Annotated in this window: 17 protein-coding genes; 12 read left to right on the top strand and 5 right to left on the bottom strand. The window is 66.8% G+C overall.

The genetic code is table 11. The features are described 5' to 3' along the window. Positions 1 to 85 precede the first annotated feature (85 nt). From purL to ACXZ1E_RS09140, 6 genes are all read left to right on the top strand, one after another. Positions 86 to 2,473, top strand: a complete 2,388-nt coding sequence (purL, locus tag ACXZ1E_RS09165; RefSeq protein WP_458040220.1) for a phosphoribosylformylglycinamidine synthase subunit PurL — start codon at positions 86 to 88, stop codon at positions 2,471 to 2,473. Positions 2,474 to 2,480: 7 nt separating this feature from the next. Then, positions 2,481 to 2,612, top strand: a complete 132-nt coding sequence (locus tag ACXZ1E_RS09160; RefSeq protein WP_458040219.1) for a hypothetical protein — start codon at positions 2,481 to 2,483, stop codon at positions 2,610 to 2,612. Between the two features lie 38 nt (positions 2,613 to 2,650). Further along, on the top strand, positions 2,651 to 3,655 hold the full coding sequence (locus ACXZ1E_RS09155) for a hypothetical protein (RefSeq protein WP_458040218.1): 1,005 nt from the start codon (positions 2,651 to 2,653) through the stop codon (positions 3,653 to 3,655). Between the two features lie 37 nt (positions 3,656 to 3,692). Then, positions 3,693 to 4,616 (top strand): hypothetical protein, encoded by a 924-nt coding sequence (locus ACXZ1E_RS09150; protein ID WP_458040217.1) that lies wholly within the window; start codon positions 3,693 to 3,695, stop codon positions 4,614 to 4,616. Continuing rightward, positions 4,613 to 5,692 carry a hypothetical protein gene (locus tag ACXZ1E_RS09145; RefSeq protein WP_458040216.1) on the top strand — a complete coding sequence of 360 codons (1,080 nt, stop codon included), beginning with the start codon at positions 4,613 to 4,615 and terminating at the stop codon, positions 5,690 to 5,692. The genes ACXZ1E_RS09150 and ACXZ1E_RS09145 overlap by 4 nt, the downstream gene beginning before the upstream one ends. 214 nt (positions 5,693 to 5,906) lie before the next feature. Beyond that, positions 5,907 to 6,998, top strand: coding sequence for an IS630 family transposase (locus tag ACXZ1E_RS09140; RefSeq protein WP_458040215.1), 1,092 nt, complete (start codon positions 5,907 to 5,909; stop codon positions 6,996 to 6,998). A gap of 7 nt (positions 6,999 to 7,005) precedes the next feature. On the opposite strand, the gene ACXZ1E_RS09135 is transcribed toward ACXZ1E_RS09140, so the two are convergent. Then, positions 7,006 to 7,572: an AAA family ATPase gene (locus tag ACXZ1E_RS09135; protein ID WP_458040214.1), complete on the bottom strand. Its 567-nt coding sequence runs from the start codon at positions 7,570 to 7,572 to the stop codon at positions 7,006 to 7,008. Positions 7,573 to 7,644: 72 nt separating this feature from the next. On the opposite strand from ACXZ1E_RS09135, the gene ACXZ1E_RS09130 reads away from it, so the two are divergent. The 4 genes from ACXZ1E_RS09130 to ACXZ1E_RS09115 all read left to right on the top strand — a co-directional run bounded on the left by ACXZ1E_RS09130 (position 7,645) and on the right by ACXZ1E_RS09115 (position 9,232). Next, on the top strand, positions 7,645 to 7,890 hold the full coding sequence (locus tag ACXZ1E_RS09130) for a CopG family transcriptional regulator (protein WP_458040213.1): 246 nt from the start codon (positions 7,645 to 7,647) through the stop codon (positions 7,888 to 7,890). Continuing rightward, a complete protein-coding gene (locus ACXZ1E_RS09125; RefSeq protein WP_458040212.1) occupies positions 7,884 to 8,231 on the top strand; it encodes a type II toxin-antitoxin system PemK/MazF family toxin in 348 nt (115 codons plus the stop codon). The genes ACXZ1E_RS09130 and ACXZ1E_RS09125 overlap by 7 nt, the downstream gene beginning before the upstream one ends. After that, the gene (locus tag ACXZ1E_RS09120; RefSeq protein WP_458040211.1) at positions 8,231 to 8,659 is read left to right on the top strand and encodes a hypothetical protein; all 429 of its coding nucleotides are present in this window, start codon (positions 8,231 to 8,233) and stop codon (positions 8,657 to 8,659) included. The genes ACXZ1E_RS09125 and ACXZ1E_RS09120 overlap by 1 nt, the downstream gene beginning before the upstream one ends. 108 nt (positions 8,660 to 8,767) lie before the next feature. Beyond that, entirely contained in the window at positions 8,768 to 9,232 is a 465-nt protein-coding gene (locus ACXZ1E_RS09115; RefSeq protein WP_458040210.1) for a phage tail protein, read from the top strand. A 15-nt stretch (positions 9,233 to 9,247) separates the two neighbouring features. Here ACXZ1E_RS09115 and arfB read toward each other — a convergent pair whose 3' ends face one another. After that, entirely contained in the window at positions 9,248 to 9,685 is a 438-nt protein-coding gene (gene arfB / locus ACXZ1E_RS09110; protein WP_458040209.1) for an alternative ribosome rescue aminoacyl-tRNA hydrolase ArfB, read from the bottom strand. 161 nt (positions 9,686 to 9,846) lie between these two features. Here arfB and ACXZ1E_RS09105 point away from each other — a divergent pair, with 161 nt between their 5' ends. Both ACXZ1E_RS09105 and ACXZ1E_RS09100 read left to right on the top strand, forming a co-directional pair. Next, positions 9,847 to 10,164, top strand: a complete 318-nt coding sequence (locus ACXZ1E_RS09105) for a YbjQ family protein (protein WP_458040208.1) — start codon at positions 9,847 to 9,849, stop codon at positions 10,162 to 10,164. Further along, on the top strand, positions 10,164 to 10,829 hold the full coding sequence (locus tag ACXZ1E_RS09100; RefSeq protein ID WP_458040207.1) for an SDR family oxidoreductase: 666 nt from the start codon (positions 10,164 to 10,166) through the stop codon (positions 10,827 to 10,829). The genes ACXZ1E_RS09105 and ACXZ1E_RS09100 overlap by 1 nt, the downstream gene beginning before the upstream one ends. 154 nt (positions 10,830 to 10,983) lie before the next feature. Here ACXZ1E_RS09100 and ACXZ1E_RS09095 read toward each other — a convergent pair whose 3' ends face one another. Genes ACXZ1E_RS09095 through ACXZ1E_RS09085 form a run of 3 tightly spaced genes read right to left on the bottom strand, consistent with a single transcriptional unit; the run spans position 10,984 to position 14,246 of the window. Continuing rightward, positions 10,984 to 11,895: a glycine betaine ABC transporter substrate-binding protein gene (locus tag ACXZ1E_RS09095; RefSeq protein ID WP_458040206.1), complete on the bottom strand. Its 912-nt coding sequence runs from the start codon at positions 11,893 to 11,895 to the stop codon at positions 10,984 to 10,986. A gap of 60 nt (positions 11,896 to 11,955) precedes the next feature. Then, positions 11,956 to 12,957, bottom strand: a complete 1,002-nt coding sequence (locus ACXZ1E_RS09090) for an ABC transporter permease (protein WP_458040205.1) — start codon at positions 12,955 to 12,957, stop codon at positions 11,956 to 11,958. Further along, positions 12,957 to 14,246 (bottom strand): quaternary amine ABC transporter ATP-binding protein, encoded by a 1,290-nt coding sequence (locus tag ACXZ1E_RS09085; RefSeq protein WP_458351933.1) that lies wholly within the window; start codon positions 14,244 to 14,246, stop codon positions 12,957 to 12,959. The genes ACXZ1E_RS09090 and ACXZ1E_RS09085 overlap by 1 nt, the downstream gene beginning before the upstream one ends. Positions 14,247 to 14,305: the final 59 nt, after the last annotated feature.

The following is a 14,305-nucleotide window of genomic DNA, read 5'->3' as shown; positions in this document are numbered from 1 at the left end:
CGACATATTGCGACAGCGGAGCAGGCCCGAACCCCCGACTAGACTGGGCCAGTCCGGCATCCCGCGATTTTTGGAGCTCAGCCGCGTGACGACAGCCACCCAGAACGCCACCCCGAATGCGGCAGCGACGCCCGTCGTCGACACTGTCGAGAACGCCGCGGCGACGCCCGAGCGAACCCAGCCGTTCGCGGCGCTGGGCCTCAAGCCCGACGAGTACGACCGCATCCGCGAGATCCTCGGCCGCCGCCCCACCAGCTCCGAGCTGGCGATGTACTCGGTGATGTGGTCGGAGCACTGCTCGTACAAGTCGAGCAAGATCTACCTGCGCGAGTTCGGCCGCCACATGACCGACAAGATGCGCGAGAAGCTCATGGTCGGCATGGGCCAGAACGCCGGCGTGGTCGACGTGGGCGAGGGATGGGCGGTGACCTTCAAGGTCGAATCGCATAACCACCCCAGCTACATCGAGCCCTTCCAGGGTGCGGCGACGGGTGTCGGCGGCATCGTCCGCGACATCATCTCAATGGGCGCGCGCCCGGTCGCCGTCATGGACCAGCTTCGCTTCGGCGCAATCGACCACCCCGACACGGCGCGCGTCGTGCATGGCGTCGTCAGCGGCATCTCGTTCTACGGCAACTGCCTGGGCCTTCCCAACATCGGCGGCGAGACGTTCTTCGACTCGGTCTACCAGGGCAACCCCCTCGTGAACGCCCTCGCGGTCGGCGTCATGCGCCACGAGGACATCAAGCTCGCCAACGCGAGCGGCACCGGCAACAAGGTCGTGCTGTTCGGCGCCCGCACCGGCGGCGATGGCATCGGCGGAGCATCCATCCTCGCCTCCGACTCGTTCGACAGCACCGGCCCCACCAAGCGCCCCGCCGTGCAGGTCGGCGACCCCTTCGCCGAGAAGGTACTCATCGAGTGCTGTCTTGAGCTCTACCGTGACGAGCTCGTCGAGGCGATTCAGGATCTCGGGGCCGCGGGCATCTCGTGCGCCACGAGCGAGCTCGCCGCCAACGGCGGATCGGGCATGAAGGTCGACCTCGAAGAGGTACTGCTGCGTGACCCGCGCCTCACGCCCGAAGAGATTCTCATGTCGGAGTCGCAAGAGCGCATGATGGCGATCGTCGCGCCCGAAAAGCTCGACGCCTTCCTCGCCGTAACGGCGAAATGGGATGTCGAGACGAGCGTTCTGGGCGAGGTCACGGGTGACGGGCGCCTCGTCATCCACTGGCACGGTCACGAGATCGTCAACGTCGACCCCGCCACCGTCGCGGTCGATGGCCCCGTCTATGAGCGCCCCGTCGCGTACCCCACGTGGATCGATGCCTTGCAGGAGGATTCGGCGAGCGCCCTCCCCCGCGCGACCGACCCCGAGACGCTCCGCACCCAGTTCGCGCAGCTGCTGTCGAGCCCGAACCTGGCCGACAAGTCGTGGCTGACGAACCAGTACGACTACTACGTCATGGGCAACACGGCCCTGGCCTTCCCCGACGATGCCGGCATGATCCGCGTCGACGAGGAGTCGGGCCTGGGCTTTGCCATCGCGACCGACTGCGACAGCCGCTTCTGCCAGCTCGACCCGTACGAGGGCGCACGTCACGCGGTCGCCGAGGCGTACCGCAACGTCGCCGTCGCGGGCGCGGTTCCGACCGCGGTGACGGATTGCCTCAACTTCGGCAGTCCCGAGAACCCCGAGGTGATGTGGCAGTTCCAGCGTTCGGTGCAGGGAATCGCGGATGCGTGCCGTGAGCTCGAGATCCCCGTCACGGGCGGAAACGTCAGCTTCTACAACCAGACCGGTGACCAGCCGATCTATCCGACTCCCGTCGTCGGGGTGCTCGGCGTGATCGACGATGTCGCGCGTCGCGTGCCGAGCGGTTGGCAGGACCAGGGCGAGAACATCTACCTTCTCGGCGTCACGTCCACGGAGCTCAGCGGCTCCGAGTGGGCGGGCGTCGTGCACGATCACCTCGGTGGTCGGCCTCCGCGCGTCAACCTCGGCGACGAGAAGACCCTCGCCGAGCTGCTGCGCGCCGCATCCCAGCAGGGGCTCATCTCCAGCGCCCACGACCTGTCGGGCGGCGGCCTGGCGCAAGCGCTCGCCGAGAGCGTGATCCGCTTCGGCGTCGGCGCGCGCGTCTGGCTGCGCGAGATCATCGAGCGCGACGGCGTGGATGCCTCGGCAGCACTGTTCTCGGAGTCCACCGGCCGCGTGCTGGTGAGCGTCCCGCGCGAGGACGACGTCAAGTTCCAGGGGCTGTGTGACGGACGCGGCTACCCGGTGTTGCGTATCGGTGTGACGGACGTCGCTCCCGCGGGTGGCGCCGAGCTCGAGATTCAGGATGTCTTCACGATGGGTATCGACGAGTTGAACCAGCTCTGGCGCGGCACCCTGCCCGCCGCCTTCGGCGCGACGATCGGCGAGTTCGAGGTCACAAGCACCGCCCCGACCACTCCCCCGATGGCGTAGGAGCGACATGTCGAACGACGATCTGGAGAACTACGGCGCGACGCGTCAGAAGCGTGTGCGGATCGTGGCGTGGGTCGTGATCATCGCGCTGCTCGTGACCGGCGGCGGCGCGACGGTTCTGGCGCTCATCTTCGGCTGACCCGCGGCGCGTTCAGGGCGCACGGTTAGCATGGCGGGATGGACCCTTTCTTCGCGTTGGCTGCGGAGTTGTGGTGGCTGGGGCCCACCGTGATCGCGGGCGGTGCGGCGTCATTCGCCGGGATTCGCTATGGCCGCCGGCAGCGCGCGCGCGCGCTCGAGTACGCCGGCGCAAAGCACGAACTGGCGGTGGCGCGGGTGCGCCTGTTCACCGCCCGGGCCCAAGCGAAGAGCGCGCAGGCGACGCTGCTGGTCGCGAAAAGCGCGCGCCAGAGTGGGCGCGGGTCGGTCGGCGAAATCGAGGCTGCCCGACACGCGGTGAACGAGGCTCAGCGCGAACTGCGTTCGGCGCAGACCGGGCTGCGCGGCCGCCGCGTTCAGGTCAAGGCCGCCAGGGCATTGATGCGCCGGATGCCTCGGGGGGACGAACATCTTCCGCTCTCACGGCTCGTGGCCGAACACGATGCGGTGCTGGCGAGCTGGATGGCCTACGAGACCGATCCGGCCAAGGCGATCGCTTTCCCCACGATGAGCGATGCCCGGGTGCCTGCGACGGCGGCGCTGCTGACCGCGATGGACACCGCCCGCTGGCTCCGGCCGCGCCCCGGCAAACCCGCGCTGACACCCGAAGAGTTCGCGCGATACCGTGCCGCGGTGACCGAGCTCGAGGCCGCATTCCACGCCGCCGAGGCGGCCGCGTGGCGCGCGGCGGGGGCATCCGGACGTCCGCCGGGTGGGGCATCCGACCGCCCATTCGCCGATGGCGCCGGTGTGCCACCGCAGCTCCGCGGGGCATGGGATGACCTGGTCGAGAACGCTCGCACCGCGGCGGTCACTGCCGCGACCGCCGCGGCCGAGTCGGCGCGCGAGGCGATCTGGCGGGCGAGGAAGCGTTCACCCGAGTCCGATGCGCCGACTCCGAGGACGGATGCGCCGCCCCGACCATCCGCTCCGCCCAACCCCGCCGAGACTCCCCCGCCGGACAAGCCCGCGAGCGACAAGCGCGGTCCGATCTGGCCGATCCCGCGTCGCTCGTCCGACTGACGCCCGCGCCGCCGCGTCCCGCGCGTAGCATGACGGGATGAACCCCTGGGAATTCTTCGGCTCCTACTGGTGGCTGATTTTCCCCCTGATGGGTGTAGCGGGGGGCGTCGGTCGCGGGTGGCAGAAGGCGCTCGAGCGTCGGCACGCGCGCAGGCTCGAGATCATGCGGGCCAAGAGCGAGCTGCACGCGGCCCAGATCGCGGCAAGTACGCAACCTGTCACGACGGGGCGTTCGGACTCGCGCCCGAGCGACAGCGACAGCCCAACCGCCCGACTGCAACGTCTGTTCGACGCCCACGACGCCGTCACATCCCGCTGGCTCGAATATGAACTCGACGTCGCCAAGCTGATCGCGTTCCCCGCGATGAGCGATGGACGTCAGCCGTTGACCGCCGCGTTCCTGCGCGCCAAACGCAAAGCGGACGGGCTGCGGCCCGATTCGCCTAAGGCCCGGATCGGTAAGGATGAGCTCGCCGAGTACCGCGACGCCGTGAACGAATACGAGGCCGCCTTCGATATCGCCGAGCGCGACGCGCGGCGACTGCGCGACCACTCGTTCACCGAGACGGAGCGCAAACGCCTCGATACCGCGAAGCAACTTCTGAGCGTCGCGGTCGACCAGGCAGCAACCCCCGCAGAACGCCAACTCGCCTATCGACGCGTTCGCGAAGAGCTCGACGGCCTGATCTCGGTGTCGGACGAGGCGATCGAGGTTCTCGAGAACCGTGTCGCTCTGGAACTGACGGTGGGCGAGCAAGCGACGGATGCCTCGCACGGACCGCCGGCGTCCGCCACCCTTCCCCCCAAACCAAGCTCATCAGAACCCGGAGCACACAGCCCGGGTTCGTCCGAGCCCACCGCCTCCCCGGAATCACCCCCGGCGTCGGGCTCGCGGCCCGTCCCCGCACGCGGCGCTACCCCGGCGCCGGGCCGAGTCACGCGGCCGCGCCCGCACGCATGACCGCGCCGCGGGTACCCTCCACCGAACTGGTCGCGCAGGTTCTCGCCCTGTTGACCGAGCTCGACCCCTACGGCCTCGAACCAGGCAGGCCCGGTGGCACTCCCGCCGACGAGTACGACATCGAGGCCCGGCCGCTGGCAGACATCCTGGCTCAGTACGGTCGCGTCACGGCCGAACAGGTCAACGAGCTCTGGCAGCACTATTTCGGCGAACCGCTCAGCGCCGTCGTCGGCGACGGTCGCCTTGAGGAGCTGACTGCCGAGCTCAATCGGCTCTCGTCCGGCGTACGACTCCCAGCGCCACCCGACCGCCCCGCGGACCTCGACGAGTACTTCGCTGACGGACCGTCCGCGCGCTGGTGGGTGCCGCACTACCTGCCGCACTGGACGACGCCCGACCGCTCGGAAGCCCGGTTCAGCGCGACTCCCGGCGCACTTGAGTTGAGGATCGAGGCAGGCCAGCTCGATTGGCGCCCCGAAGACGCACCTTTGCGGGTCTCCAACCTGCAGACGGGCACCTACTCGGGGCCCGTCGGATCCGCCGTCGGGACTCATCGTCACCGCGATGATGACCTTTTCGTTCGTACCGAGACGCCTCTGCGTCTGTTGTTCGCACCGTCGCGAGGCCGTGTCGATGTGACGGTTGCGGCGAGTCGAGACCGGGGCTGCATGCTCGCGGCGTGGCTGGTGGGGAGCGAGCACCTGTCGCCGGAGGACTCCGGAGAGATGTGCGTCTTCGAGATCGATGCCGACGCGATCGGCGTGGAAACGACCGTCCGGTCTGGCATCAAGGCGCACCACGATCCGCGCCTGGTCACCGACATGGCCGAGATCGCCGTGCCCCTCGACGCCAGCCAGCCACATACCTGGACCGTGATCTGGAATGACCACGAAACGATCATCGGTTGCGAGGGAGTCGTTGTGCGACGGATGCCTCAGGCCCCGAGCTATCCGCTGTTCCTCATGATCGACCTGTTCGAGATAGGTCCGGCGGACGGGGAGTACCCGAAGGCCGCGACCATCCACCGCGTGCGAGGGTGGGATCTCACCGGAACGACCAGCGACGCTGATCTGTAGCGCGCCACTGTCGGGGCATGGTGACGGGCTGGGACAATGCGAAGCCATCAGTCAGTCGGGTCGCCGCCGCCGCGCCGCAGGCCGTCTACGAGTACGCCTCAGACATCCGAAGTCTTCCGCGGTGGGCCGCGGGCCTACACCTTGGGCATCAGCACGTAGCTGGCCCCTAGTGTCGGGCGCCAGTAATTCGTTGTCTATGTTTTAGAGTTCGGGTATGGCACGAATGGGTCGTCCGAAGGTTGATCTGGTTCTCACGGATGATGAGCGTGAGCAGCTTGTCCGGTGGGCTCGGCGGCGTAAGTCGTCGCAGGCTCTGGCGTTGCGTTCGCGGATCGTGTTGGAGTGCGCGGCGGGGGACGCGAACACGGTGGTGGCTGAGCGGCTCGGGGTCAGCCGTCCCACGGTCGGGAAGTGGCGGTCCCGGTTCTTTGAGCACCGCCTGGACGGGCTCGTTGATGATCCGCGGCCTGGCCGACCGGCGACGGTGACCGCCGAGCAGGTCGAGGACGTCGTCGTAGCGACGTTGGAATCCACCCCCGCGAACGCGACGCACTGGTCGCGGTCGAAGATGGCCGAACGCACCGGATTGTCGAAGTCCACGATCGGTCGGGTCTGGAAGGCGTTCGGCCTCAAGCCCCATCGCACGGACGGGATCAAACTCTCCAACGACCCGTTGTTCGTGGAGAAGGTCTACGACATCGTGGGCCTCTACCTCGACCCCCCTGAGTGCGCCGTCGTCCTATCCGTGGACGAGAAGTCCCAGGTTCAGGCGTTGTCCAGATCGCAGCCCGCTTTCCCGATGATGCCTGGAATGCCAGAGAAGCGCACCCACGACTACTTCCGACACGGCACGACGAGCCTGTTCGCTGCGATGAACGTTGAGGACGGCACCGTGATCGCGTCCACGCACCGCCGTCATCGGGCGACGGAGTTCAAGAAGTTCCTGGTCAAGATCGATCAGAACGTGCCTGAGCACCTGGACATCCACGTGGTCTGCGACAACTACGCCACCCACAAGCACCCCACAGTGAAGACCTGGCTGGAGAAGCATCCTCGGTTCCACATGCACTTCACGCCCACGTACTCCTCGTGGATCAACCAGGTCGAACGACTCTTCGCCGAAGTCACCCGTGATCTTCTCCAGCGCTCCGATCACCGCAGCGTCCAGGCCCTCGAGAAGGACCTCCGAGCGTGGATCACGGCATGGAACGAGAACCCCAAGCCATTCATTTGGACCAAGACGGCCAACCAGATCCTCGAATCCCTCGGACGACTACTACAACGAACTAACGGCGCAGGACACTAGCTGACCGCTAGCCAACCGACTCGACCAGCGGACCAGCGAGCCAGAGCTCGACCTCACGCGGGGTCTTCACGCGCACGATCCGAAGATGCGAATACTCCTGTTCGAGCCGCGGAACCCGCTCGCGGTACTTGTTTCTCGTCGAGATCGCCCAGCGAACGATGTGCTCACGATCGATAAAGAAGGTGCGCAGGGGCGGTTCGATGTTGCCGTTCCAGAGCACTTCCCGTCCGAGGCGCCGCCGGAACGTACGTCGGATGACTCGGGGCAACGTCACCGTCAGAAAGGGTAGGTCGAGCCACACCAGCAGGTCGGCTCGCTCGGCCAGCAGTGAGCGGGCGCTCGAGTACTGCCACTCGGTGGTCCATGCGTCGTCGGCCGTGAAGTTCCGCACGTCGTCGAGGAAATCTGCCCGTGGAGTCCAGTTCGGGCCGTGGTAGAGCGCGTCGATCTCGGTGTGCGGGGCATCGGCGAGCGCGGCGATTCGAGCGGCAACCGTGGTCTTGCCCGTGCCGGATACTCCCGCCACGATGATGCGTCTGGGCCGCGACGGGAGCGGATCGTCGTAGGCAAGCACGGTGAGCATCCTATGCAGCGCGCGCTTGATTCCGATTCGGTGCGCACAGGTATAACGAGTTATACTCGCTCGATGAAGACCGCGATCTCGATCCCCGACGGCGAGTTCGAGCGCTTCGAGCGGCTGGCGGCTCGTCACGGCATGAACCGGTCGGAGTTCTACCGGCTCGCCGGTAGACGCCTGGCCGCGGAGCTCGAGGGTGAAGCCGAGCTGACCGCCCTGGCTAACACCGTCATCGCCCGTGTCGGACAGCCGTCCGCGGGCGATTCCTTCTTTCGCGAGTCGGAGCGCGCGATGCTCGAGGGTACGGAGTGGTGATTGCGCACGGCGATGTCGTATGGGTGGATTTCGGCTCGCCCCGCGGCTCCGAACCCGCGAAGCGACGTCCCGCGATCGTCATGCAAGAGGACTGGCTTCTCGCAAGCGACATCGCGACTGTTCTCGTCGTGCCACTCACATCCAACGTCGCACTCGAGGCGTTCCCGGGAAATGTGCTGGTCCCGATCGACGCGTCGGGTCTCGATCGGGACTCGGTCGCGGTCGTCTCGCAGGTCGGTCCGGTGAGCCGGGAGTTCCTCGAGGCGTATCCGACCGGCCACCTGCCCCGCTACGTGCTCGCCAGGATCGGCGATGGCATCCGACTCGTCCTGGGCATCTGATGACCACCCGACGATGGGTGACGACGATTATCGGCGCCGCGGCAATCGTGGCAGTCATCGTGGGCGGCCTGTGGTTTGGGCGTCTCATCTTCGATTCTCAGTGGACGCTGACATTGCACGATGTGATGAACAGCGAACCCGACGCGGACGACCCGACGACGGATGTCTCCGAGGTCACCGCCGTCGTGTGCACATCGGCAGTGCCGTGCGTCGAGGCCTACGACACGGCCGAGGCCACCTATCTGCGATTCGGCTCGCGCGACGAAGCCGCCGAGTACGCGTCGTCGATCGAAGACGGGTTCGTGTCGAACTACATCGTGATGAACTTCGCAGGCAAGGACGACGTCTCGAAGGAGAGACAACTCTGGGCCATGCAGCACCTCGCCGGTACGTGGCAGGACTATGAGGGCGACTTCCCCGATCGTTGACCGCCGTACCGCGGACTCATTGACCAATTTTCGAGAAACGCAACGCGCGCTCGGTCACTACATTTGAGCGATCGGCCCTCCCGCAGCACGTCACGCAAAGGAATGCCCATGTCCTACATCGTCGACTTCGCCGAGGTATCGACCATCGGCCTCGAGTCCTCCCCCGTCGTCGCGGCACTCGCGGGGCTCCGCGCGAACGAGGCGCGCTACTTCGCGAACAAGTACGAGCACGTGTTCACGGTCGACCCGGCCAGCGATGCTGCCGAAACCATAGACTGGGTGCACGGCATCCTGAGAGACGAGCGCGACCTCGTCATTGCCTCACCGGCCCTCGAAGCGACGGAATTCGAGGCCGGAGGCATCCGCTTCGCCTACGTGTTCTACCAAAGTGGCCTCTCGATCAACGTCATGTACACGCTCGAAGAGGGCGGAAAGCGAGCCGTCGGCTTCAAGCTCTCCGACGGAATGGATGTCCCCGAGGAGCTGGCCGCGCGCTTCACATTCGCACGGCAGAAGTCCAAACTGGCGGGAACCATCCGCGGCTCGTACTTCGTTATCAAGGGCGAGCACTGACCCCAGTCGCCCGCGTCAATCGAGGGGTCGGCGTCTCAATTGCTTGGTGGTCGTACGCTGCTTCTTCGCGGTGAGGCGCCGCTCTTTCGAGCCTCGGCTGGGCTTCGTCACTCGCCGCGACGGCGCGGGTGGTCGCACCGCGTCGGCCACGATCGCCACGAGCCGCTCGCGCGCCGCGTCACGATTGCGTATTTGTGCACGGTGTTCGGATGCCGCAACCGTCAGCACTCCGCCCACGAGACGCCCGTCGAGGCGCTCGAGCAGCCGCTCGCGTTGCACCGCCGAAAGCGCTGCCGAACCCTCGGCATCCCACACGAGTTCCACGCGAGAGTCCGCGGTGTTCACGCCCTGCCCGCCGGGGCCCGACGATCGCGAGAACCGCCAGGACAGCTCGGACTCGGGAATCGTCAGCCCCGAAGTGACCCGCAAACCGGGGCGATGGGCGGCAGGCATGCCTCCATCCTCGCCCGCGGCGCCGACAATAGGCGAACGACGGCGGGATCGGGTCATCGCCCGCGCCCACGCGATCACGCAGCGTGCATCTTCCCCACTCGGCTCCCGCACGCTAGCTTGATCAAGGCATCCGCCCCTTCCCCGCAGGTCAGGAGATCCCCATGCTCGTCACCACCATGAACGACGTCCCCGGCAGAACGATCACGTCGGTCATCGGCGAGGTCAGCGGCCTGACCGTCCGTGCCCGCAACATCGGCGCCCAGATCGGCGCCGGCTTCAAGGCGCTCGGCGGCGGTGAGCTAAAAGGCCTGACCCTGCAGCTCGAGCAGACCCGGGCCGAGGCGGTGGCACGCCTCGTCGAGGCGGCCCAGGCGCAAGGCGCGAATGCCGTCGTCGCCATGCGGTACGACTCGAACGAACTCGACCAGAACTTCCAAGAGGTCGTCGCGTACGGCACCGCCGTGGTGCTCTCGAGCTGATGCCGCGCGCTCTCGTCACCGGTGCCGCACGCGCCAACAGCATCGCCGCCGGCGTGGTTCCGCGCCTCGTCGCGGACGGCTGGGAGGTGTTGACGAGCGACCTCGAGACCGGCGACTATCCCTGCGATCTCGCCACGGTTGAAGGGCCGACATCCCTCGTCCAACGCGTCGTCGCAGACCACGGAAGCGTCGATGCGCTGGTGCTCAGCCACGCCCACGATGTCGAGTCGGGGATCCTCGACACCACAGCCGAGAGTTTCGATCGACACGTCGCCGTGAACGCCCGTGCCTCGCTTCTGCTCATCGCGGAGTTCGCGCGGCAGATCCCGGCCGATGGCGGGACGATCGTTGCCTTCACGAGCGACCACACGACCGGCAACCTGCCATACGGTGCGTCGAAGGGCGCGCTCGACCGAATCGTCATCTCCGCCGCCCGGGAACTGGGGCCCCTCGGCATCTCGGCCAACGTGGTGAATCCGGGCCCCATCGACACGGGATGGATGGATGACGCGCTCCGCGAAAGCCTGACCGCCCACCATCCGCTGGGCCGACTCGGCACGCCGGCCGACATCGCGGCCATCGTGTCGTTCCTCGTGAGCCGCGAGGGGCGCTGGGCCTCGGGCCAGTTGATCAACACCGACGGTGCTTTCTCCGCTCGCTTCTAAAGCTCCATCACCCCAGAACAGGAGACCTGCCCAGAACAGGACGGTTGCCGCGGAATCGTCCTGTGTGGGAAGGATCTCCTGCCTCGGGCGATGGCTCTCACCACGAAAGCGGGCCCCGGCCGAAGCCGGGACCCGCTCAGGTGACGCGGCGAGATCAGTCGGTGATGATCGTGTCGAACGCGTCGGGGTACTCGGCGAGCCATGCCTCGACGGCCTCGGCTTCCTGACCCTCTTCGTACTCGTTCACAACCATGTCCTCGAGAGCGGCATACTCGGCGTCATCCAGCTGGATGCCGGCGATCAGCTCGGCGGCCTCGGGGAAGCGCTCGGAGAAGTCGCTGGTGCCCAAGAAGTGCAGGCCCTCGGGATCGCCCATGGCGCCGAGCGGGTCCTCGAGATCGCGCAGGTTGTAGGCGTCGTTGGCCCAGAACGGGCGCCACGACGTGACGACGATGTTCTCTTCTGCCGCGATCGCGTTGTCCAGCTGCGTGAGCATCGCCGCGGTCGATGACGTGACGAGCTCGTAGGTGTCCTCGAGTTCGTAAGCGGGGATCATCGAGTCCTGCGCAACGCCGGTGAGGCCCGCCCCGGGCTCGATGCCGTAGATCTCGCCACCGAACATGTCGGCGTTGGCGGCCAGCTCGTCGAGCGAGGTGATGTCGACGTAGTCGGGCACCGCGATCGTGAGCACGGCGCTGTCGTAGTAGGTTCCGACGTCTTCGATGTCGTCGCCGTACTCTTCCATGAAGCTCGCGTGCGTCAGCTCGGGCCAGGCCGAGGGGTACATGTCGACGTCACCCTGGGCAAGACCGGCGTAGAGCGGGCCGGGCTCGGTGAGTTCCTGCATCTCGACGGTGTAGCCGAGCTTCTCGAGCTGGTTCTCGAGCAGGTATGCGGTGCTGAGGCCATCCGTCCACGAGGGCAGGAATCCGAGCGTGATGGTCCCCATCTCGTCCGAACCCACGTCGCCGTTGCCGTTGTCGCCCGCCTCGCCGCTGCAACCCGCGAGTGCGAGGGTGGCTACCGCGCCGGTGGCCAGTAGTGCTGTGATTCTGCGATTCTTCATCGTGATTCCCTTCGTTGTGTATCTCTTCGTGCGTTTCGTATGGGTCTTCAGTTGTGGTCTTTAGTGGATCGGCGCCCGGTGGGGTGATGCCGCGCTGCGCTCCGCCTCTTCGGCTGCGATCGCGGTCGAACCTCGACGACTTCCGCCGCCGCCCCCTCGACGACTTCCGCCGCCGCCCCCGCCACCAGTACCGCCGCGCCGGCCTGAGATGGTCGCGGCCAGTGAGGAGCGGTATGCGCCGGGATTTCCGAGCGACGCCGTGACGCGGTCGAGGAACACGGCGAGGATGACAACGCCCAGGCCCGCTTCGACGCCCTGTGCGAGGTCAACGGTCGAGATGGACTGAACGACCTCTTGCCCGAGCCCCGGAGCCCCGGCGATTCCGGCGACAACGGCCATCGAGAGGGCGAGCATGATCACCTGATTGACGCCCGCCATGATGGTGGGCACAGCCAACGGCAACTGGATGCCGCGCAGGATCTGGCCCGGCTTCGCACCGAAAGCGTGCCCGGCTTCGACCGTCTCGGAGTCCACACCGCGGATGCCCAGCTCGGTGAGCCGCACCCCCGGGGGCAACGCGAAGATCACGGTGGCCACTACTCCGGGGACGACCCCGATGCTGAAGAAGGTGATCGCCGGGATCAGGTAGACGAAGGCTGGCATCGTCTGCATGAAGTCCAGTACGGGCTTGAGGATCGCACGCACCGTGTCGTTTCGTGCCGACCAGATCCCGAGGGGAATCGCGATCACGAGCGCAACCAGAGCCGCGATCAACACCAGCGCCAGCGTCTGCATCGACGACTCCCACTGGTCCATCCCGACGATAAGTGTGAACGAGATTGCTGTGCCGAGTGCGAGCTGCCACGAGCGCACCAGCCATCCGATCAACGCGAAGATGATGATGACGACGGGGATCGGCGTGATCACCAGCACGTCGGTGAGCGAGTCTACGAGCCACCGCGCCACGAACGCGATGGTGTCGAGCAGCCATTCGAGGTTGTCCCTGATCCAGTCGACCCCGGTGTCGATCCACAGACCGAGCGGAATGCGAAAACCATCCATCAGCGCACCCCCTCGGCGTCGGCCATGCCCGTGGTCTGGGCAAGCACCTGATCGATCACGGTCGTCGGAACCGGCTGCTCGACGATCTCGATCTCACCGGTGGCGGGCGTTCCGGGCGTCAGCGCGGCGAGCAGGGTGACCCGGGGAATCACGCCGACGAGGCGGCCCGCGGCATCCGTCACCGCGAGCGGCAGTCGAGATTCGACGGCGGGCACGAACAGGTTCATCAGCACCTCGTCGTCGCGCACGCTCTGCGGTGCGGGGCCGAGCACCGACGACAGGGAGGTCGCGTTCTTGCGCACGAGCTTCAGCGCGTCGTGGTCACTCACGATGCCGACAAGGCGGCGCTCGCGATCGACCACGTACGCCGCAGACATGTATGCGTCGCGCATCTGTTTGAGTGCGGTGCGGGGACCCGCGGTCTCACCCACGACGGGAAGTGCCGGCTCCATGACGTTGGCCGCAGTGAGCACGCGGGTGCGGTCGACGTCCTGCACGAACTGCTCGACGTAGTCGTTCGCCGGGTCGGTCAGGATGTCTTCGGGCGTGCCGATCTGCACGATGCGACCCTCGCGCATGACCGCGATGCGGTCGCCGAGAAACATGGCCTCGTTGAGGTCGTGGGTGATGAAGACGATGGTCTTCTTCAGCTTCTGTTGCAGCTGGAGCAACTGCTCCTGCATTTCGCGCCGGATGAGCGGGTCGAGCGCGCTGAAGGCCTCGTCCATGAGCAGGATGTCCGTGTCTGCGGCGAGCGCGCGTGCAATGCCGACGCGCTGCTGCATGCCACCCGAGAGGGCCGACGGCAGTTTGTCACCCCACCCCTCGAGACCGACCAGCGACAGGATCTCGTCGGCTTTCGCCAGGCGTTCGGCCTTCGCGACGCCTCGCAGCTCGAGCGGGTACGCGACGTTGTCGGCCACCGTCCGGTGCGGCAACAGAGCGAAGTGCTGGAAGACCATCGACACGCGATCGCGCCGGATGTCTCGCAGCTTCGCCGCGGGAATGTCGGTGATGACCTCACCCTGCACGGTGATCTTCCCCGCGGTCGTGTCGTGCAGGCCGTTGAGCATGCGGATGATCGTGGACTTGCCGGAGCCAGAGAGACCCATGATGACGAAGATCTCACCCTGATCGACCGTGAAGCTGGCGTCGATCACCGCGGCGGTTCCGAGGCCTGAGACCGCTGCTTGGCTCGCGCCGGCGGCGAGCCGCTTGACCGCCTGCTTGGGGTTGCGGCCGAAAACTTTGTAGAGGCCTTGGGCCTCAATCGCATGCGCAGTTGACACGGTGGTACCACCTCGGCGGTCCCAGCGCTCACGGGATCGCATCGGTCACGCCCGGGTGG

The organism is Pacificispira sp. HM-600 (assembly GCF_977993705.1).
Note: the sequence above shows the minus strand (reverse complement) of the source record. Positions and strands in the feature narration are given on the sequence as shown.